At 69.1% G+C, this 20,748-nt stretch carries 12 protein-coding genes; 5 read left to right on the forward strand and 7 right to left on the reverse strand.

Going from position 1 to position 20,748, the window contains the following annotated elements:
- Positions 1-31 precede the first annotated feature (31 nt).
- The gene (locus B0F77_RS11950) at positions 32-451 is read left to right on the forward strand and encodes a cupin domain-containing protein (protein ID WP_086662923.1); all 420 of its coding nucleotides are present in this window, start codon (positions 32-34) and stop codon (positions 449-451) included.
- A gap of 304 nt (positions 452-755) precedes the next feature.
- Positions 756-1,199: a DUF6098 family protein gene (locus B0F77_RS11955; protein WP_086662924.1), complete on the forward strand. Its 444-nt coding sequence runs from the start codon at positions 756-758 to the stop codon at positions 1,197-1,199.
- Here B0F77_RS11955 and B0F77_RS11960 read toward each other — a convergent pair.
- Together B0F77_RS11960 and B0F77_RS11965 are read right to left on the reverse strand one after the other, a co-directional pair.
- Positions 1,183-1,872 carry a hypothetical protein gene (locus tag B0F77_RS11960; protein ID WP_086662925.1) on the reverse strand — a complete coding sequence of 230 codons (690 nt, stop codon included), beginning with the start codon at positions 1,870-1,872 and terminating at the stop codon, positions 1,183-1,185. The two genes, B0F77_RS11955 and B0F77_RS11960, sit on opposite strands and share 17 nt — an antisense overlap.
- 27 nt (positions 1,873-1,899) lie before the next feature.
- A complete protein-coding gene (locus B0F77_RS11965; protein WP_086662926.1) occupies positions 1,900-3,402 on the reverse strand; it encodes a P-loop NTPase family protein in 1,503 nt (500 codons plus the stop codon).
- Positions 3,403-3,445: 43 nt separating this feature from the next.
- On the opposite strand from B0F77_RS11965, the gene B0F77_RS11970 reads away from it, so the two are divergent.
- Both B0F77_RS11970 and B0F77_RS11975 read left to right on the forward strand, forming a co-directional pair.
- The gene (locus B0F77_RS11970) at positions 3,446-3,988 is read left to right on the forward strand and encodes a hypothetical protein (RefSeq protein ID WP_086662927.1); all 543 of its coding nucleotides are present in this window, start codon (positions 3,446-3,448) and stop codon (positions 3,986-3,988) included.
- Positions 3,989-4,239: 251 nt separating this feature from the next.
- Positions 4,240-7,470 carry a S8 family serine peptidase gene (locus tag B0F77_RS11975; protein ID WP_086662928.1) on the forward strand — a complete coding sequence of 1,077 codons (3,231 nt, stop codon included), beginning with the start codon at positions 4,240-4,242 and terminating at the stop codon, positions 7,468-7,470.
- 58 nt (positions 7,471-7,528) lie between these two features.
- Here B0F77_RS11975 and B0F77_RS11980 read toward each other — a convergent pair whose 3' ends face one another.
- The 3 genes from B0F77_RS11980 to B0F77_RS11990 form a co-directional block, all read right to left on the reverse strand.
- Positions 7,529-7,804, reverse strand: coding sequence for a hypothetical protein (locus tag B0F77_RS11980; RefSeq protein ID WP_143466686.1), 276 nt, complete (start codon positions 7,802-7,804; stop codon positions 7,529-7,531).
- Positions 7,805-7,910: 106 nt separating this feature from the next.
- Entirely contained in the window at positions 7,911-9,257 is a 1,347-nt protein-coding gene (locus tag B0F77_RS11985; protein WP_086662930.1) for an MFS transporter, read from the reverse strand.
- 57 nt (positions 9,258-9,314) lie between these two features.
- Positions 9,315-11,996, reverse strand: coding sequence for an AfsR/SARP family transcriptional regulator (locus B0F77_RS11990; RefSeq protein ID WP_086662931.1), 2,682 nt, complete (start codon positions 11,994-11,996; stop codon positions 9,315-9,317).
- A 111-nt stretch (positions 11,997-12,107) separates the two neighbouring features.
- Between B0F77_RS11990 and B0F77_RS11995 the strand changes: the two genes are divergently transcribed.
- Complete coding sequence (locus B0F77_RS11995; protein ID WP_211293754.1) at positions 12,108-18,197, forward strand: PA14 domain-containing protein; 6,090 nt, start codon at positions 12,108-12,110, stop codon at positions 18,195-18,197.
- A 35-nt stretch (positions 18,198-18,232) separates the two neighbouring features.
- Here the strand turns inward: B0F77_RS11995 and B0F77_RS12000 are convergent, their stop codons facing one another.
- On the reverse strand, positions 18,233-19,315 hold the full coding sequence (locus B0F77_RS12000; protein WP_245847981.1) for a mechanosensitive ion channel family protein: 1,083 nt from the start codon (positions 19,313-19,315) through the stop codon (positions 18,233-18,235).
- Positions 19,316-19,609: 294 nt separating this feature from the next.
- Positions 19,610-20,731, reverse strand: a complete 1,122-nt coding sequence (locus tag B0F77_RS12005; RefSeq protein ID WP_245847983.1) for a M1 family metallopeptidase — start codon at positions 20,729-20,731, stop codon at positions 19,610-19,612.
- Positions 20,732-20,748 lie beyond the last annotated feature (17 nt).

Raw genomic sequence — 20,748 nt, forward strand, 5'->3', positions numbered from 1 at the left:
TCAAGTTCACTTTTCTGGGGAGAGACCGACGATGACCTTCCGACCGGCTTCCGAAGTGGGTTTCAGCACCAAGTCCGCCAGGTTCGTGGCCCCCGGGTCCGTCACGAACGGCGAGTTCGGCCTGTTCGAGTGGCGGATGGACGCCCGGCAGCCCGGTGCCCGCCCGCACTTCCACAAGACCTTCTCCGAGTCGTTCTACGTGCTCGAAGGCGAGATCACGCTGTTCGACGGCGACGAGTGGATCAAGGGCGGCGAGGGCGACTTCCTGTACGTGCCACCGAACCGCCCGCACGCGTTCCGCAACGACAGCGACGCGCCGGTCCGGATGCTGATCCTCTTCTCGCCGGGGATCGCCCGCGAGAACTTCTTCCTGGAGGTGGGCGCCGCGAAGGGCCTGCCGCCGGAGGAGATGGAGGCCTTCTACGCCCGCCACGACCAGTACAACCTGTAGCGCGGCGCCCTCTGGGGGGAGGGGCGCCGCACTATCCAGGTGCCGCCGACCGCCACTGCCCGGTGAGGGGGTTCTCCGGTCATGTCGGTCGACGGCGGGTTGACCGCGGCGCGAGCACGCGACGCCTGCGGAAGGGCTTTTCCAACCTGGGGGTGTCGGATCGCCCTGGCGCGCAGCTCGAGCGCTCGCGGCCAACCACATTGTTGAACGTACAACCGGAGCGTGGTGTTCCGGTCGGCTTTCACTGTGACCAGGCTCAATTCCTTCAGGTTTCCTTCAGGTTCGGCCGGGTACGTCACCAAACGTGACGACCGAACTCCCCACGATCACGAAACTCGCCGACCTGGTGGGCCACCTGGGTGACGACGTCTACGTGCGCTGGTCGAAGGGCCCGGCCGCGGACGCCGCCGCGACGTCACGCGACTCGTTGACCGGCGTGGAGCTGCCGGGCCTGTCCGCGAGCCCGCTGCGGATCGAACCGTGGTGGGGCGACCGCTCCCGCGAACTGTGGGTGGCCCGCCGCCTGTTCGACTACCGCCACCTGCGCGACCTGCGCGGCCCCGACGTCCGCGCGTGGGTGCTGCGCGGGGCCGAAGTGGGCCGGGGCCCGGACAACGAGCCCCTGGTCCGCTGCCTGGAACCGCTCGCGTGGGTGGCGGACGAGGCCCTGCGGGAGTGCACGGACCTGGTCGACGCCCAGCACTCGGACGAGTGGGGCCCCCTCGACCGGTCTAGCTCAGATCGTTGACCTTGCGCTCCGCCGCCTTGCGCGCCTTCTCCGCGGCCGCCGCGACCCGCTTGGCGTCCTCCAGCCGCTCAGCCGCCCGGTCGAACGCCCGCTGCGCCGCCAGCTGATCGGCCTGGGCCTCCCCGAGCGCCTGCTCGGCCTCGTCCAACGCCTGCTGCGCCTCGGCCAGCTTCCGCTCCTGCCGCTCCCGGCGCTTGCGGGCCAGCGCGTCCTCGCCGTCGTTCTGCGCGGGTTCCGGCGCCGGCAGGGCGAACCCGAACCCGGAGTACTCCAGCCCCTTCGTGAGATGCCCCTTGCGCACCTGCTCGGCCGACTCCGGGTCGGCCATGGCCGCCGTGAGGGTGTTGCGGACCTGGGTGACGGCGTCGTCCGCGAGCGGCCCTGTCAGTTCCAGGGTGCGGTAGACCAGGGCCTCCATCAGCTCCTTGCGCTTGCGGCCGAGCTCCCGCATGGTCAGCTGCGCCGTGGAGAGGCCCAGCGCCTCCTCGAGGCCCTCGGGGGCGTCGCGGACCAGTTTGTTGACCGCCCAGGCGCCCACGGTGGGGCGGCGCAGGTCGGCGATGGCCTTGGCGAGGTCCTTGTCGTCGGCCTGCTTGGCGGCGGCGTTGCGGGCCGCGGTGAAGTCCTTCGGCGGCAGGCCGTAGAGCTCGTCGGCGACCAGCTTGAGGTCCATGGGCGCAAGGTAGCGCCTGAACAGCCATTAGTCCTGTGGAATGTCGCGATCGCGTTCGCGCACAGCGCGGCTGTAGAGCTGTCCCGACTCCCCGTAGTGGTCACCGCTGTTCCAGGAGAACCCAGGAGCGGTTCTGGCCTCGTCCAGGATCTCGATGACGTCCTCGTGCCTGCCTGCTCGGGCATATGCACGTGCCAGTGCGACGGCTGCTTTGAGCGTGTCTCGATCGTCAAGGCCCAGTGCTTGTTTCGTGTCGTCGAAAACCTGCTCAAACGCCGCCACGACGTGTGCGTGCGGCTGTTCGGGGTTGATGGTGACCACCATTTCCACCCACGCGAGAGCAGCTTGATGGCGTGCGCGATGCACCCAAAGATGCGTTTCGAGCGCCACACTGGTGATTTCGCGCTCCAGGCGCTGTCCTTTCGCGTTCTCGCACAACACCTCGGCGTGGCGAGCCAGTGTCGTGCTCTCCAACTGGGCGGCCCGGTACAACCGGAGCCCGTCCAGGCAGCTCCTGATCAGGTCGGCCGTTCTTTCCAGCGCGTTGTCGTAGGTACCCGCGGCACGGCAGCTGTCGCGGATCACCCTCTGGACCAGCCTGTGGGTGCGCACCCCGGACCAGGCGGTGTACTCGACGAGCGACGACTCGTACAGCTGGGCCAGTTCGTCGTCGGCGTCCCGGTCGAGCATGCCGCGTGACACACCTTCCGGCGCCAGCAGCGCCAGCGTCTCCAGGATCTCGCTGCCCTGGAAAGGTTCCAGCGCGACCAGGATGGCTGTGGCAGCCCCCAGCGGGTACGGGTCACCGTCGCGCCGGCCGAGGTGCTTCTCCACCGGGAATCGCCTGAACCGGGCGAGGTAGTCCGGGTAGCTCCAGCCGGCCGTCTTGATCCTGGCGGCGGCCTGCGCGAGTGCCAGCGGCAGGCGGCCGACCTCCTGCGCCAGTTCCGCGGCAGCGCTGTCGTCGGTGAGACCGGTGGCCTCGTGGAGGAATCGCAACGCGGTCTTCTCGTCGAACACGTCCACGAGCACGTCGCCGTTCCCGACCTGCGTTCCGCGTGCGGTGCTGGTGATCACCACGTGGGCGGCTCCGGCTCGCGGCACGTACCGCAGGACCGAGTCCAGCGACACGGCGTTGTCGAACACCAGCAGTGCGGGTCCAGGTCGCGTCTGCATGTGGTTGCGCACTCGTGCGGCCGTGACGTCGGCAGGGTCCTCCGGCCTGGACAACCCCAGCCGATCAGCCAACTCGGCCAGGCCGGCTTTGATCTGGTCCTCGGTCTCCGCGCCGACCCACGCCACCAACCACCCGTCCCGCACCCGCTGACGCGCGTACGCGCCCGCCAACTGCGTCTTGCCCACCCCGCGCTGCCCTGTCACGAAGGAGATGGGCGCACTCAACAACTCCAACGCGGGAGGCGTTTGGAAGTGGGGCGGTTCGAGCGGAATCAGCCCGGTGACGACCTGGTCGGCAGGGATGTCGGGCAGACCGCGGAACTCCGCCCGCAGCGGGAGGTCCTGGTTAGGCACCGAACAATGTTAAGCGCCCGATTCGGGTAAACAGGATGGAGACATGCACACCAGGTGGAGATGGTTCCTGTTCGGCCTCGGCACCGCCGTCGCCGTCAGCGGGCCGATCGCGATGGCGGACGGTCCGTGGTTCGGCTACGTCTTCGGCGGCCTGTGGTCCCTCATGGGCGGCACGGTCGCGTGGCGCAGCTTCAGGATGGGCACCAAGCTCACCCCCGAGGGCATCAACTCCAGCAGCCTCGACCGGCAGACCACCATCGCGTGGTGCGACGTCCGCGCCATCGAGCCCGCGCGGCGGCGGAACCTGATCTTCTTCCACACCATCGCTCCCGCGGTCCGGCACGACCGGGGCAGGGCGCCGCTGACCGAGCTGAGCCTGCTCTCGGTCAAGAAGGATTCCGTGCCCGAACGGACCGCTCGGCACATCGGCGAACTTCAGCGCGCGTTGGCCAAGCACCGCAACAACTGCCCGTCGTGCGGAGCGCAGCCGAAAGCGCTCGCGACCGGCCAGGGGATCGTCCAGCGCCTGCGGTCGAGATTGCGTTCGCTGATGGGCGGAAATAGCGATCAGTCCATCGTCCGCTGACGGGATCCTGTTACACGGCAACGACGTTCACCGTTGACAGCGCCTTGACATTCCCCTCCATCAGCCCTTGACTGGAGGGGAACTGCTCGTTCCACGGCGGCAAGGAAACGCGCAGCATCAAAACCCTGCGCGGACAAGCCACTGAACAGTCCAATGTGGATCTGAAGAATGCTCCAGGAAGCCGATTGTCAGTCGCGAGGCGAAGAGATGTGCTTCGGAGCACTCTTTACCCCACGAAGGGCATTTGCGCCGTGAAGAACTGGAGACGCCGCACCGGAACGGTCTTGTTGACCGCGGTGCTGGGCACTGCCGGGTTCGGCTTCGCCGCCACCCCTGCAATCGCGCAGAACGCTCCGCAGCAACCCGCCGCGGACAAGCAGCTCGACAAGACGGACCGCGCGCTCGTCGACGAGGCCGCCCGCGAGGGCAAGGCGACCGTCGACCTGCTGGTCGCCGCCGAGGACGGCAAGACCGACGCCGCCGTCAACGACCTCAAGGCGCTCGGCGCCACGGTCCAGAAGACCGAGAAGGACGTCGACTACGTCAAGGTCACCATCCCGCGTGAAAACGCGGAGAAGGCCGCCAAGCTGGCCTCGGTCAGCACGGTGGACGTCGACGGGCTGATCGCCCTCGACAACCCGCGTCCGGCCGGCATGGAGAGCCCCGCTCCGCAGAAGGCTCCGGACTCGAAGACCGCGCGCACCAACCCGTACATGCCGACGCAGGACACGCAGGCGGCGCAGTTCGCCACCGCGCACCCGCAGTGGGACGGCCGCGGGACCACGATCGCCGTGATCGACTCCGGCATCGACCTGGACACCCCGGCCCTGCAGAAGACCAGCACCGGCGAGCGCAAGATCGTCGACTGGTACAACGCGAACGCCACCAACTCCGGCGACGGCACCTGGGTCACCATGACCAAGACCGGTGTCGTCGGCAAGTTCACCAACGGTGGTCGCGAGTGGACCGCGCCGGCGACGGGCGGCCCCTACTCGTTCGGTCTCTTCCGCGAGACGGCGGGCGACCTCGGCACCGCCGCGTCCGAGACCGGTGGTGACATCAACCGCGACGGCGACCGCGTCGACGCGTTCGGTGTCATCCAGGACATCACGACGAAGGAAGTTTTCGTCGACACCGACGGTGACGGCAACTTCACCAACAACAAGCGGATGCTCGACTACAAGGTCAAGCAGGACGTCGGCTACTTCGGCACCGACAACCCCGCCACCCCCGTGGTCGACCGCGTCGCGTTCGTCGTGCAGACCGACCGCTCGATCTACGACAACGCGGGCACGCCGTACGTGAACCTCGGCATCGCGGGCGCCGCGCACGGCACCCACGTCGCCGGCATCACCTCGGCCTACAAGCTGTTCGACGGCAAGATGGCCGGTGCGGCCCCCGGCGCGAAGCTGATGGCAATCAAGGCCTGCCTCTCCACGCCGTCCTGCACCAGCTCCGGCCTCATCGACGGTGTCCTCTACGCCGCGCGCAACGGCGCCGACGTCGTGAACATCTCCATCGGTGGCCTCCCGGCGCTCAACGACGGCAACAACGCCCGTGCGGAGCTCTACAACCGCACGATCAACGAGTACAACGTCCAGCTGTTCATCTCGGCGGGCAACTCGGGCGCGGGCGCCAACACCGTCGGTGACCCGTCGGTCGCCACGGACGCGGTGAGCGTCGGTTCGTACATCACCAGCGCGACCTGGCTGTCCAACTACGGCTCGACGACCGCGCAGAAGCAGAGCCTGCACGGCTTCTCGTCGCGCGGCCCGGCTGAGGACGGCGGCTTCAAGCCGAACATCATCGCGCCGGGTTCGGCGATCTCCACCACGCCGCGGTGGCAGGCTCCCGGCCCGGTGGCCGGCACCTACACCCTCCCGGCCGGCTACGCCATGTTCAACGGCACCTCGATGGCCGCCCCGCAGGCGACCGGTGCCGCCGCGCTGCTCGTGAGCGCGTTCAAGGCCGAGCACGACGGCCAGCGTCCGACCAGCGCCGAGCTGCGTTACGCGATCCAGCGCAGCGCGAACTTCGTGAGCACCCTGGGTGCCTACGAGCAGGGCGCCGGTCTGTTCAACACCAACGCCGCGTGGTCGTTGCTGGACAAGCACGGCGTGCCGAACAAGGTCACGGCGTCGGTTCCGGTCAACACCGTCCTCAGTGGACTGCTGGCCACCCCGAACACCGGTGTCGGCATCCACGACCGTGAAGGCGTGACCCCGGGCCAGGAGTACACCCGGACCTACACGCTGACCCGCACGACCGGTCACGACCACCTGGAGACCTGGAAGGTCTCCTGGAAGGGCAACGACGGCACGTTCAAGGCCGCCAAGACCGTGGACCTGCCGCTGAACACGCCGGTCCAGTTCCCGGTGAAGATCAAGGCGACGACGGCCGGTGCGCACAGCGCCGTCCTGCAGCTGGACGACGTCGAGACCCCCGGTGTCGACGTGCAGACCCTGAACACCGTGTTCGCGGCGGAGAACTTCAACGCCGCCAACAAGTTCTCGGTCACCAAGTCCGGCACGATCGCGCGCAACCAGTCGACCAGCCTCTTCGTGAACGTGCCCAAGGGCACGACCGCGCTGAAGGTCGACATGACCGCCGGTGGCGCCGAGGCCGGCAAGGGTCAGGTCCGCTTCCTGCGCTACACCCCGCAGGGCGTCGGCTTCGACGTGAACTCGTCCACCAACTGCTACAACCCGGACGCGGGTGCCGGTTGTGGCCTCGGCACGCCGACCAGCCGCACGGTGACCAGCCCGCTGGCCGGTGTGTGGGAGATCGTGGTCGAGGCGCGCCGCACCTCCGACGCCGCCGAGGCGCCGTACTCGGTGACCGCGTCGGTGCTCGGCACGTCGATCAGCCCGAACCCGGACACCATCGCGTCCGCGACGCTGGGCACCCCGCTCAACCGCACCTACACCGTCACGAACACGCAGGCCGCGTTCAACGGCCGGCTCGTGGCCGGTGCGGTCGGCAGCGCCAAGACGGACCGCCCGTCGATCGGCCTTGAGGCCAAGCGGTTCGACATCCAGGTTCCGGCCGGGGCGTCGCGGCTCACCGCGACGATCGGCAACCCGTCCGACGCGGGTGCCGACCTCGACCTGGAACTGTTCAACTGCTCGACGGGCACCTGCGTGTCGGCGGGTTCGTCGGCGGACGGTGACTCCGAGGAGTCGGTGACGGTCGCCAACCCGGCCGCCGGCAAGTGGCAGGTCGAGGTGCTCGGCTACGCGATTCCGTCGGGTACCACGGCGTACGACTACTTCGACGCCTACATCTCGGCCGGTCTCGGCACGCTGACCGTGAACGACAGCAACGCCGACCACGCCGCCGGTACGTCGTGGGACGTGCCGGGCGTCATCACTGCGCTGGGCGCGCCGGGTGCCGGTCGCGTGCTGCGCGGTGAGCTCGAGGTGCGCACGGCGGACGAGAACGTCGTCGGCCGCGGTGCCGTGATCGTCCAGTCCGTCAGCTAGCCAGCCTGTCAAACCATGAACGGCGCTTTTGTAGACCTCAGGTCCACAAAAGCGCCGTTCATGGTTCCGGGAGCCTGTTGCCGAGCGGTTCGTCCACATCCACTTTGGACACACCGCTGATGAGACGAGCGTCCTCCACCTTGTCGACCGGCATCTCGGCCCGCAGGTAACCGATTCTGGGATCCCGCGACTCGACGGTCGCGCCCAGCTTCGTCAGTGCCTGCTCGACCTCCTCGTCGCGTCCCGGCTGCACGGAGATCATCAGTGGCACGGTGAGGTGGCCGTCGCGCTTCGCCTGCTCGATCCGGTTGTCGTCCGGTTTCGCTGAAGACACGACTGGAACCTCCGAGGACAACACGGTCGGCACAGAGGTCCCGTTCGTACCACAGCTGCCGAGAGCCAGCGCGCAAAACGCGACGGCGAGCGGTCTTCTCATGCGTCTAGGACGGAACGCTCTCCGCGAGCGGTTGCATCCGGGTTTCCGGCACCACGAACATCATCACGAGCACGCCGCCCACCACCACGACACCGATCGCCGCGAAGGTCAGCGGCAGCCCGAGAAGCGGCCACAGGATCGCCCCGAACAGCACCGGCACGAATCCCGCCCCGATCCGGCTGATCGTCGACGCCCAGCCGAACCCGCTGGCCCGCAGGTGCGTCGGGTACAGCTCCGGCGCGAACGCGTACAGCGCGGGGATCGCGATCTGGATCAACGCCCCGTAGAGCGTGATCCACACTTTCGCGGCCGTGTCGACGTTGATCTGCACGGCGAACATGACCAGGGCCACCGACGCGAGCGGCGCGGTCACCGCGATGACCCACTTGCGCCCGAACACGTCCACGAGCCAGGCGCTGATCAACGCCGCCACGATGCCCACCGCCACGGTCCCGGTCGTGACCATGAACGCCGCGTACGTGCCGTACCCCTGCGCCTTGAGGATGCTCGGCAGCCACGTGACGGCGCCGTAGTACAGCAGGAACACGGCGAGGAACATCAACCACATCGCGCCCGTGCGCCGCGGGTCGAACCGCCAGATGTCCTTGAGCTGCGTGAACATCGCCCTGGCAGACAGCCGCTGGGCCTGCTGCGGGTCAGGCAGCCGCCATTGCTCCGGTGGCGCCCCGGTACGGGCGATCAGCCCGTCCACGACCTGTCTGGCCTCGTCGGCACGGCCCTTGGCGACCAGGAAGATCGGCGACTCCGGCACGCCCCGGCGAATCCAGAACAGCAGCAGCGCCGGCAGCACCATCGTGAGCATCAGCACCCGCCAGCTGCCCAGGTCGGCGAGGAAGGCGGCGGTCAGCCCGCACAGCGTGGCGCCGAGCGGCCAGAACCCGTCCATCGCGGCCAGCACCCGCCCGCGCACCCTGGTCGGCGTGAACTCGCTGACCAGCGCGAAGTCGACCGGGATGCATCCGCCGAGGCCGACCCCGGCCAGGAACCGGAACACGCAGAACGTCACGAAGTCCGGTGACGCCGCCCCGGCCACCGTGAACACCGAGAACATCAGGATCGTGAGGCTGAACGCCTTCTTGCGCCCGATGGTGTCCGCGATCGAGCCCCACAGGAAGGCCCCGGCCGCCATCCCGATCAGGTTCGCCGTGCCGACCCACCCGCGTTCGCCGAGGCTCAGCCCCCACTCGGCGCTGACCAGCGGGATCAGGAACGCGTTGAGCGTGACGTCCCACGCGTCGAACAGGAATCCGAGCCCGCCGATGACGAAGATCGTGCCCTGTGCGCGCCACCGCCACGGCAGGCTCTGGACGACCTGGTCCCCGGTTCTCATCCGCTCAGTGTGGTGGATCCCGCGCGGATCGTCGCGGCCAGCGGTTGCCCGCTCCGGCTAACGCGCCAGCAGCGCTTCCAGCCGGTCGGCCTCCGCGGTACGCCCGTGGACGCGGTGCAGCCGCAGCGCCTCGCGCCACGCGTTCTCGGCCTGGCCTCGGTCACCCGCCTCCGAGTGGGCCGCGCCGAGCCGTTCGAGGCTGAGCGCCACGTGGTTGTTGTGGCCCAGCTCGTCGAACAGGGCCACGGCCTCGCGGTAGTAGCTGACCGCCTCGGCGAACTGACCGCTGTGGTGGTGGATGTAGCCGAGACTGTCCAGCGTCTCGCCTTCGCCGTTGCGGTTGTCGTGGTGGCGGTGCAGCGCCAGCGCTTCCAGGCAGTGGGCGCGTGCCTCGTCGAACCGGCCGAGCAGCGCGGAGATCCACCCGAGCTGGTTGAGCGCGCTGGCCGCCCAGTGCGGTTCGGTGCCGGCGCGGTACAGCTCCAGTGCGGCGGTGGCGAGCTCGTGGGCCCCGACGAGGTCGCCCTCCCTGCCCACGGCCTGGGCGAGCGTCATGTTGGCGTGCGCCTGGCTGACGGTGTCACCGAGCTCTCCGGCGAGCTCGACGGCCTGCCGCAGGTAGCCCTTGGCCTCGTCCGTGCGGCCCGCTGACGCGCAGGTGTGGCCGAGGTTGCGCAGCGCGCGCACACCGATCGCCAGGTCGCCGATGGCCCGTGCGGAACGCAGACCGATTTGCAAGGCGGCGATGTGCGTGTCCGAGTCGCACCAGCGGAAGTGGAACGTGTCCAGCACGGCGGCGAGCTGCCACGCCTGCGCGTGCCAGCCCTGGTCGGCCGCCAGCCGCTGGGACGCGAGCACCGCGCGGTGTTCCGCGGTCAGCCAGCCGAGCGCGTCCGTCAGTGCGACCGGGCGGCTGCCTTCGACGGGCGGGCCGATCTCGACGGCCGGGCGGTCGGGGTCGAGCAGCTTGTCCGCGGCGTGCGCGGTCCTCAGGTAGTGGTCGACCACGCGGCGCAACGCGGTGGTGCGCACGTCCGCGTCGAGCTCGCGGGTCGCGCGTTCGGCCGCGTACAGGCGGACCAGGTCGTGCATGCGGTAGCGGGCGTCGGCCGACCGGGTCACCAGGTTCGCGGCCACGAGGTCGTCCGCGGGCTGCGGGAACAACGCCGCCAGGGCCTCCTCGCCGATGTCGTCACCCGGCGCGAGGGCGATGAGGCCGACCAGGGTGACCGCCTCGGGCGGCAGGGCGCGATACGACCAGGAGAGCACCGCGCGCAGGTTGAGGTCGGTCTCGCCCGCGTCCAGCCCGTCCAGGCGGTGGGACCGCAGCTCGGTGGCCATCGACCCGAGGGACAACGACGGGTGCACGGCGGCGCGCGCGGCGACGATGCCCAGTGCCAGCGGCAGGCCGGCGCACAGCGTCAGCAGCTCCTTGACGGCGGCGGGTTCGGCGGCGACGCGCGCCTCGCCCAGGTGGCCGACGAGCAACGCGACCGCGTCGTCGTCGGACAGCACGTCCAGCGGCACCGACAACGCGCCGTGCGTCGCGACCAGCCCGGTCAGCGGGCGGCGGCTGGTGATCAGCGTGGTGCAGCTGGGACTGCCGGGCAGCAGCGGAGTCACCTGCGCGGTCTCCGCCGCGTTGTCCAGCAGCACCAGCATCCGCCTGCCCGCGATCCGGCTGCGGTACAGCGCGGCCTGGTCGTCGACCGAACCGGGGATGTCGTCGGCCGCGACGCCGAGCGCGCCGAGGAAGCCGCGCAGCGCGGCGGTCGGCGGCAGCGGGTCCGTCTTCGGGTCGAAGCCGCGCAGGTTCACGTACAGCTGGCCGTCCGGGAACTCCGTGGCGTTGTCGTGCGCCCACTGCAGGGCGAGCCACGTCTTGCCGATTCCGCCACCGCCGCCGATAGCCGAGATCACGGCGGTGCCGGAACGCCTGGCGGACAACGCTTCCAACTCGTCGGAGCGGCCGGCGAACAGGCCGGGGCGCGGGGGCAGCTGCCGGGGCACGTTGCTCGCGGTGAGCTGGTCGCCGGACAGGATCCGCTGGTGCAGCTCGCGCAACGGCTGGCCGGGATCGGTGCCCAGCTCATCGGCGAGCCGCGTGCGGAACGCCCGGTAGTGCGCCATCGCGTCGCTGGACCGCCCGGCGAGGTGCAGGGCGGTCATCAGCTGGCCCGCCACCCGCTCGTCGAACGGGTGCTCGGCCGCACGGGCGGGCAGATCGGTCAGCAGCTCCGCGTGCTCACCCAGCCTCAGCAGCACGTCGGCGTGGTCCATTTCGGCCGCGAACCGCTGCCGTCGCAACGACTCCCGCACGCCTTGCGCCCACGGCGTGTCCTGCCCGGAGAGCGGTTCCCCGCGCCACAGGCCGAACGCCTGCCGGAACAGTTCGGCCGCCCGGTCGTCAGAGGCGGCCCTGGCCTCGCCGATCAGCCGGGTGAACCGGTGCACGTCGACGTCGTCGGGATCGACCGCGAGGAGGTAACCGCCCGACTGCCTGCCGATCTCGATGCCGGCCTTGCGGATCCGGGTCAGGTAGGAGAACAGCGTGCCGCGCGCGGTCAGCGGCGGGTGGTCGCCCCACACCCGGTCGACCAGCTGGTCCGCGGTCACCGGTGTGTTCACGTGCATCAGCAGCACGGCAAGCACCCACCGCTGCCGCGCGTGCCCGATTTCGACGTTTACATCCTGATTTAGGGCTCTGATCTCGCCCAGGAGACCGAATTGCACGCCCATCCCCGTTCAATGTTTGTTCAAGATCGTCATTTTATGTTCCCGCGTGAGCTCTGAACAGGGCCTCGGCACCCGCGTGTGCTCGCACGTGTGTGCCTTGAAGAGGGGGACTTCATGGGAAAAAGAGTCGTGGTCGCCGTGGTGGCGGCCGTGTTGCTCTCCTCCGTCGAGGTGGTGTTGGTGCCATCTGGTGCATCCGCCGCCCCGATCGCCAAGAATCCGCGTGAGGTGGCGCTGCTCAAAAGCGCCACCGGCCGGAACGAGCCCGCCGCGAAACAGGTGGGCGATTTCACGCCGCTGGCCACGTCGAAGGCAAGCCATTTCGACGCCAAGCGGTCGAAACTGGTCTCGCGGTCGATGTTCACCGAGGAGTACGAGAACCCGGACGGCACCCGGACCGTCAAGCAGTCGACCGCGCCGCTGAACGTGCGCGACGCCGCCGGCGCGTGGCAGCCGGTGGACACCGGTCTGCAGGTGGACGGGAAGTCGCAGCGCGCCAAGGCCAAGCGGCATCCGCTCGACCCCTCGTTCGCGGGCAGGGCGAACGATGGCGCCGTGCTGTCCGTGCAGGTCGACGAGCACAAGGTCGCGCTGGCGCTGGACCAGGCCAAGCCGGCCACCGCGAAGGTCGACGGCGACCGGGTGAGCTACGCCGACGTCGCACCGGACACCGACCTGGACTACGAGGTCGAGTCCGGCCAGGTCAAGGAGACGATCAAGGTCAAGCGGCCGGGCCGGTCGTCGTGGCGGTTCCGGCTCGACACCGGCGGCCTGACCCCGCGCGTCGAGAACGGCGCGGTGCTGCTCGCCGACGGCGCGGGCGCGGTCAAGCTGGTGATCCCGCCGGTCGAGACCTGGGACTCCTCCGGCAAGGACGGGCAGGCGCCCGCGACGACCGGTGGCACCTACGCCGTCGAACGGGACGGGAACGCCTGGTCGTTGACCGTCGGCGTCGACGAGAAGTGGCTCAACGACCCGAAGCGCGTGTACCCGGTGAGCGTCGACCCGACCTTCACCTACGGCGTCAAGGAGTCGCACACCTACCGCTCCGACGGCTACACCTGCGACAACTGCGGCCTGCGCATCGGCAACAGCCAGGCCAAGGGCGACACGTACAACCGCAGCTGGTTCTTCATCGACTACTCGCCGCTCTTCGGCAAGAACGTCGTGGGCGCGCGGCTCGACGTCACCCGTGACACCAGCACCACCGGGTCGATCAAGACCTGGGGCGCCGGGCTCTACCACGCGAGTGACCGCAACATCAACGGACTCGGCCAGTACCTCGCGGGCGCGCTCGTCGGTGACGAAGGTTCCTTCAGCAGCAACGACTTCACGAACTTCCTGCGCACCAGGGTCAACGCGCGCGACCTCAACGTCGCGTTCATGATGACCGGCACCGAGCAGGCGGGTACCTGGACCTACAAGCACCTCAACGCCACCCTGGTCGTCGACACCGGCACCGCGCCACCCGCGCCCGCGCTCGTCGCGCCCGCGGACGGCAGCGTGCTGACCGGGCTCACGCCGACGCTCTCGGTCAGCCCGGTGACCGACCCGGACGGCGACGCGGTCAAGTACTGCTTCAAGATCGCCACCGGTTCGGACGCGCAGTCCGGCGTCGTGGTCGACTCCGGCTGCCTCCCGACTCCGGACTGGCAGGTGCCCGCGGGCGTGCTGCAGGACGGTGTCGCCTACACCTGGCGCGCGTCCGCCTACTCCGGTTCGACCATGGTCACGCCGACCTGGGTCGGCCACGTCAAGGTGGACCAGCGGATCGGCAACCACGGACCGTCCCCTGTGGACACCGTCGGCCCGATCGCGGTGAACCTCGCCAACGGCAACGTCCAGACGTCCGAGACCACGCCGACGTTCGTCACGGTCGGCGGCAACGCGGGCTTGACGTTCAGTTACAACTCGCAGCAGCGCGACGTCAAGGGGCTGCGCGCGCAGTACTTCAACGACCTGAGCCACAACGGCATCATCAACCCCGGCCAGCAGCCCGTGCTGGTGCGGACCGAGCCGCAGGTCAACGTCTCGTGGGGCACGGACTCCCCGTTCGCGCCCGCGCTGGGCGCCGACTGGTTCGTCGTGCGCTGGGAGGGTTTCTTCCAGGCGCCCTTCACGGCCAAGTACAAGTTCGCCGGCCTGCACGACGACGGCGCCGAGGTGTTCATCAACAACACCAAGATCTACGACGGTGACGGCGCCAGCGACGTGAACTGGGCCGCGGGCACCGAGGTCGCGCTGACCGCCGGCCAGCGCGTGCCGATCAAGGTGGAACTGCAGGAGATCACCAGCGGGTCGCAGATGCGCCTGTTCGTCCGCACCACCGACGCCGAGGCCGTGCCGCCGCAGATCGTGCCGGCCGACTGGCTGTTCAGCAGCGACCTGCCCGCGTTGCCGCAGGGCTGGACGTTGTCCGCGGATCTCGACGGCAGCGGCGTCAACTACACCACGGCACAGGTCACCGACCAGAACGTGGTGCTGACCGACGCCTCGGGCGGCAAGCACACGTGGACGAAGAAGAGTTCGGGTGGCTACACCGCACCCGAGGGTGAGGACGGCGTGCTTTCGCTCGACACGGCCGGTCTGGTCACGTTGAACGAGGGCGGCACCATCTTCACGTTCCGCGCGGACGGCAAGCTCGACACCCAGTACTCGGTCGCGGACTCGCGCAAACCCGCCACGCTGCAGAACGTCTACGACGGCGGCACCCCCGCGCGGCTCACGCAGATCAAGGACCCGGTCAGCGGCCGCGCGCACGTGTTGCACTACAACAGGTCCGGTGACGACTGCTACGGCGGTGCCACGCCACCGTCCGGTGCCGATCCCGCCCCGCCGGCCCAGATGCTCTGCCGAGTGTCCTATTGGGACGGTACGGAGACGCGGATCTGGTACAACGGCGGCCACCTGTCGCGGATCGAGGACCCGGGCTCGCAGGTCACCGACTACGGCTACACCGGCGACCTGCTCGACCAGGTGCGGCCCTCGCTGATCAACGACTGGATCGCGGCCGACCCGGCTGGGCGAGCCGGTCTCACCGACATCGCCGCGAAGATCGAGTACGACCAGTCGACCGGCAAGGCCAAGGCCACCAAGGTGACCGCGCCGGCAGCGGCACCTGGCAAGCCGCGCGCGACGCACACCTACGGCTACGACCCGGCGAACCGGCAGACGTCCATCGCCGCCGCTGGGCACGCCCAGCCCAGCCGCGTCACCTACGACGACGCCGACCGGTTGCTGACCTCGACCGACGGCACCGGCCGGACGACGCGGCAGAGCTGGAACGCCAAGGACAAGATGCTCTCGTCCACGGACTCCGCCGGTCGCATGTCGACCACGGAGTACGACTACGCGGACCGGCCGGTCGGCCAGTACGGCCCCGCACCCGCCTCCTGCTTCGCCGGTCAGATCCCGACCGGTGCGTGCTGGGACAAGGTGCCCGCCACGACCACGAAGTACGACGAGGGCATGAAGGGGCTCAGCGCGTCGTTCTACGACAACACCACGCTGGCCGGGGTGCCGAAGGTCGTCATGACCGGCGTCGGCACCGCGGACGGAACGCTGGCGGCCAACTGGGGCTGGGAACGCGGGCATCCGCCGAACATGCCGAACGACGTGTTCTCCGCCCGGTTCACCGGAGAGATCGTCTTCCCGGCGGGCGGCGAGTACACGCTGCGCGCGTTCGTGGACGACGGCATCCGGATGTGGATCGACGACGCGTTGGTGATCGACGACTGGAAGCACGTCGACACGGCCACCTGGCGGGAGGCCAAGACCACCAGCCCGACGGTGGGCGCGGTGAAGCGCATCCGGATCGACTACCTCAACGACGTGGGCTACTCGAGGATCGAGCTGCACTGGACCACCCCGTTCGGCACGCAGGAGATCGTCCCGGGCCACCTGCTGCGTCCTCGCTACGGCCTCGCCACCACGACGACCGGTGCGGAGTCGGCAGGGGTGCCGGACAAGGTCGGCGCGGTCCGGTACGACGGCGGCCTCGACCCGGTCTACGGGCTCGCCACGTCGAACGTCGCCGACCCGAACGGGCAGGCACTGGCGCAGAGCACCGGGTATGAGGCGCCCGGCAGCGGCTACCTGCGCGTCACCACCAAGTCCCAGCCCACCGGCGCGCAGACGACCAACACCTACTACGGGGACAACGAGACCAGGGCCAATCCCTGTGTCCCCGGCAGCCCCGCCGTCAACCAGGCGGGTGCGCTGAAGCAGACGACCTCGGCGCGCACCGACGAGCAGATCTACGACGCCTCGGGCCGTGTGGTGGCCAAGGCGGTCGCCGGAGACTGGCAGTGCACGGAGTACGACGCCAGGGACCGGGTGGTCAAGCAGACCTTCCCGGCGAGTTCGACCGATGGCGCCAGGACCGTCAACCACACGTACGGCGTGAACGGTGACCCGCTGACGTCGACGACGGCCGACCACAACGGCACGGTCACCGCGTCGGTCGACCTGCTCGGCCGGACCGTCCGCCACACGGACGTGCACGGCACGAAGACCGTGATCGAGTACGACCAGAACGGACGGGTCGTCAGCACCACGACGACGCCGCCGAACCCGGCCGACAGCCCGATCGTCAGCTCGTTCACCTACGACGACGCGGACCGGCTGCTCACCACCAAGGTGGGCACGACCGTGCTGGCCACCAGCACGTACGACGCGGCGGGCGAGCTCGCGTCCGTCGACTACGCCAACGGCTCGAAGCTGAGCGCCATCGGCAAGGACGAGGCGGGCCGGGCGACGTCGCTCACCTGGCTGACCTCGGACGGCAAGCAGGTGGTGTCGGCGGTGACCCGGACGAAGAGAGGAACGATCGTCGACGAGTCGCTCGGCGGGGCGGACCCGAACCCGAACGGCGCCAACTACGTCTACGACGCGACGGGCCGGATGACCCAGGCCTGGGTGCCCGGTCACCACTACACCTACGACTTCACGTCGTCGGCGCCGTCTGGCTGTCCATCCGGGACGGTGGGCAACGCCGGCCTGAACACCAACCGCGTGCGGTTGCAGGACGAGACCGCGGCGGGCCCGGTGCTGACCGGCTACTGCTACGACGCGCAGGACCGGTTGCTCGCCACCACCGGTACGAACCCGATGACCGGGTTCACCTACGACAAGCAGGGCAACACGACCCAGTTCACGGCGGGAGCGACGACCACGTACCTCGACTTCGACGGTGCGGGCCGCAACACCAAGGCGCGCAACACCGGTACCGACCCGGCGAGCGTCGCGTACCTGCGCGACGCGACCAACCGGATCGTCCGTCGTGACACGACGCAGGGCGACACGATCGCGTCCGTGCTCTACAGCTACACGGCGGCAGGCGACTCGAGCGACCTGGCGCTGGACGCGAACAAGAAGCTGCTCTCCACGACGATCAGCCTGCCCGGTGGCGTGCTGTACACGGCGGCGGCCCAGATGACCTGGGACCACCCGTCCGTGCGCGGCGACCTCGTCCTCACCACGGACGCGGGCGGCAAGCAGAGCGGCGGCCTGCGTTCCTACGCGCCGTTCGGTGAGCCGTTGAACGACGTGCCGGACAACCAGCCGGGCAAGATGGACTACGGCTGGCTCGGGCAGCACCAGCGTCCGTACGAGCACGCGGGTTCGCTCGCGCTCGTGCAGATGGGTGCCCGGCCGTACAGCCCGGTCCTCGGTCGGTTCCTCGCGATGGACCCGGTGGAGGGCGGTTCCGCCAACGACTACGACTACGTGGGCGCGAACCCGGTGAACGACACCGACCTCGACGGCCAGTGGTCGCTGAAGTGGCGGTGGCGCGTGCCCTCCATCCGCAACGTCGGCAGGCGCCTCTTCTACGCCGCTCGTTTCGCGCGGAACCTCCCGTTCACCGCGTTGTCCGTGGGATGGGCGAAGCTGTGGGGCGGGCGCTGCTCCAGGGCGCCCGGCCTGATGATCCACTGCACCCGGATGCGGTGGGGCTACGGGACACGTGGGGGCGTGACCATCGGCAACACGTACCTCACCCCGTCCGCGAGGGTGAGCGGCCCGGTGGCCAGGCACGAGTCGGTGCACGCGACCCAGTGGGGGATCTTCGGCTTGCATTTCCCCGTCTACTACGGCATCACGGAGATCTTCCAGCCGGGGGGCCTGAATTTCTGGGAGCGACAGGCCGGGCAGTGTGCCGGCGGATACTGCGAGCTGAAAAAGCACCGCTGGGCCAGGATCTGACCATCGGCGGCGTGACCCGGCAACGGGTCACGCCGCTAGTTCTTGGGCCCCGCAAACGCTTGCTCGCGCAGAGCCCCGTCCAGGCTCTCGCCGAACACCCGCGCGTCGGTGTGCTGGTCGCCGGTGGGCAACTGCCGCTTGGTCCCCGTGACCGCACGCGTCCTGACCTGCGGCAATGCGCCGTTGTGCTGGCGCTGCACCCAATCCACCAGGTGCTCGCGAACCAGACACCGCAGATCCCACAACTTCCCGGCGTCGGCCGCACTCACCAGTGCCCTGAGCCGCACGAAACCCTGAGTGGCGGCCGTGACCTGCAACACGGACACCCGCCCGTCCCACAGGTCGTTGCCCTCCAGCATGGACCGCATCTCCTGCCGCATGGCGTCCACCGGCACCGTCCAGTCCAGATCCAGCTCGACGGTTCCCAGCAACGCCGACTGCGTGCGCGTCCAGTTCTCGAAGGGAGTCTTCAGGAAGTACGAGGTGGGCAACACCAGCCGCCGGTCGTCCCACAGGTGCAGCACCACGTACGTCAGCGTGATGTCCTCGACCCGACCCCACTCACCTTCAACCACCACAACGTCATCCAGCCGCACCGCGTCGCTGAACGCGATCTGCATCCCCGAAATCACGTTGCCCAGCAACGACTGCGCCGCCAACGCCGCCACCGCACCAATAACAGCCGCGGACGCCAGAACCGTCGACCCGACCGCGCGCGCCCCCGGGAACGTCATCAGAATCGCGCCCACCGCCAACACACCGATGATCACCAACGCCAACCGGCGCACCAACGTGACCTGCGTGTGCACGCGCCGTGCGTGCCGGTTGTCCGTGACGTCCGTGCGAATCCGCGAAAGCGAGATGTCCACCAGCGTGCTGATGAGAGCCGACAGCAGCCACGCACCGGCCAGGATCAGCGCGATGCCCAGCACGTGCAGGGTGATCGGCGCGTCCATCGGGTACACGCTCAGGCTTGTCTGGGTCGCCAGCAGGGCTCCGAACACCTGACCTGGCCGGTACATCTTGCCGCTGTGGGTGAAGCGCCGCACCAGCCGATGGACCACTTCCACCACCAGCAACGCGAACGCGATCGAACAGCCGAGCACCACGAACAGCACGTCGTTCCTCCTCCCGTATCGAGGCGGGGTACCCGGTGTCTGGGGAGGGGAACACCATGAATCAGGTCACGCGAAAGGCCCTTGCTCTCATGGTGTTGGCGAGGGAAGTTGGTAGTAGCTGACGTGATCAGCAAACGCTTGCGTCGACAGTTTTCTACTACCAACTCGACATCAACAGGCCTGTAACCACTACCAACTGACGGCCCGCCCGCGCAGGCCCTGGCACCGGGGCGGGCAGGTTGGGTGCGGTTGAGGGCGATTCGATCAAGACTTGGTGGTACTTGCAGACGTCGTCTAAACAGGTAGGGCGGGCTCGAACAGCCAACGTGCGAGCAACTCCCGGTGCCCGGCCAGCGCCAGGAAGTCCTCCGTGGTCACCAGCCCGTGCCGGTTGCGCGCACACCACTCCCGCAGCAGCGCGAAGAACGAGTCGTCACCCATCTCGCGGCGCAGCGCGTGCAACGTCAAAGCCCCGCGCTTGTAAACCCGATCGTCGAACCAGTCAGCCCGCGCGGGCGCCCCGATCACCAGGTCCTGGGGCGACCGCCGCAACAGATCCCGGGCCCCGGCGGCACAGGCGTCCGCGGACCGGCCACCGGAAGCCTCGGACCACAGCCATTCCGAGTAGCACGCGAAGCCCTCGTTGAGCCAGATGTGCTCCCAGGCGGCGATGCCCACCGAGTTGCCGAACCACTGGTGCGCCAGCTCGTGCGCGACCAGCCGCTCGGACCCGCGCCGGCCGTCCACGTGGTTCGCGCCGAACGTCGACAAGCCCTGTGCCTCAACGGGAACGTCCAGCTCGTCGTCGGTCACCACGACCGAATAGGTGGCGAACGGATAGGGGCCGAACAGCGACGAGAACAGCGAGATCATCTGGTGCTGCCGGGCGAAGTCGTGCGCCACCAGACGGCGCAGGCGGGCCGGTGCCCAGACGCCGGGCAGTGCCTCGACGTACTGGCCGATCTGGACGGTCGCCAGGTACGTGGCCATCGGCGCGGCCATCGAGTACGTCCAGCGGGTGGTGCTGCCGGACACCTTGCCGTCCACCAGAACCCCGTTGCACACCACCGTGTACGACGACGGCGCGGTCACGTCCAGCAGGTACGAGGCCTTGGACGACGGCTCGTCCAGGCACGGGAACCAGGAAGGGGCCCCGATGGGCTGGGAGGCGACGATCGAGCCGTCCGTGAGCTGGTCCCAGCCGAGGTCGCCCCATTCCGGTGTGGACACCGGCACCGGCATCCCCGAGTAGCGGACCTCGACCGAGAAGGAACCGCGCACGGCGGCGCGGATGTTCAGCACGCCGCCCGCATGGCCGTAACGCGCGGGTTTGCCGTTCACCAGCACCTTCGAGACCCGCAAAGAGCCGAAGGACAACGAGAACGACGACAGCGACGTGCATGAAGCCTGCAGCACCGCACGCCCTGAGAGAC

The sequence above is a fragment of the Lentzea kentuckyensis genome (assembly GCF_002150765.1).
In the GTDB taxonomy this organism is placed as follows: domain Bacteria; phylum Actinomycetota; class Actinomycetes; order Mycobacteriales; family Pseudonocardiaceae; genus Lentzea; species Lentzea kentuckyensis.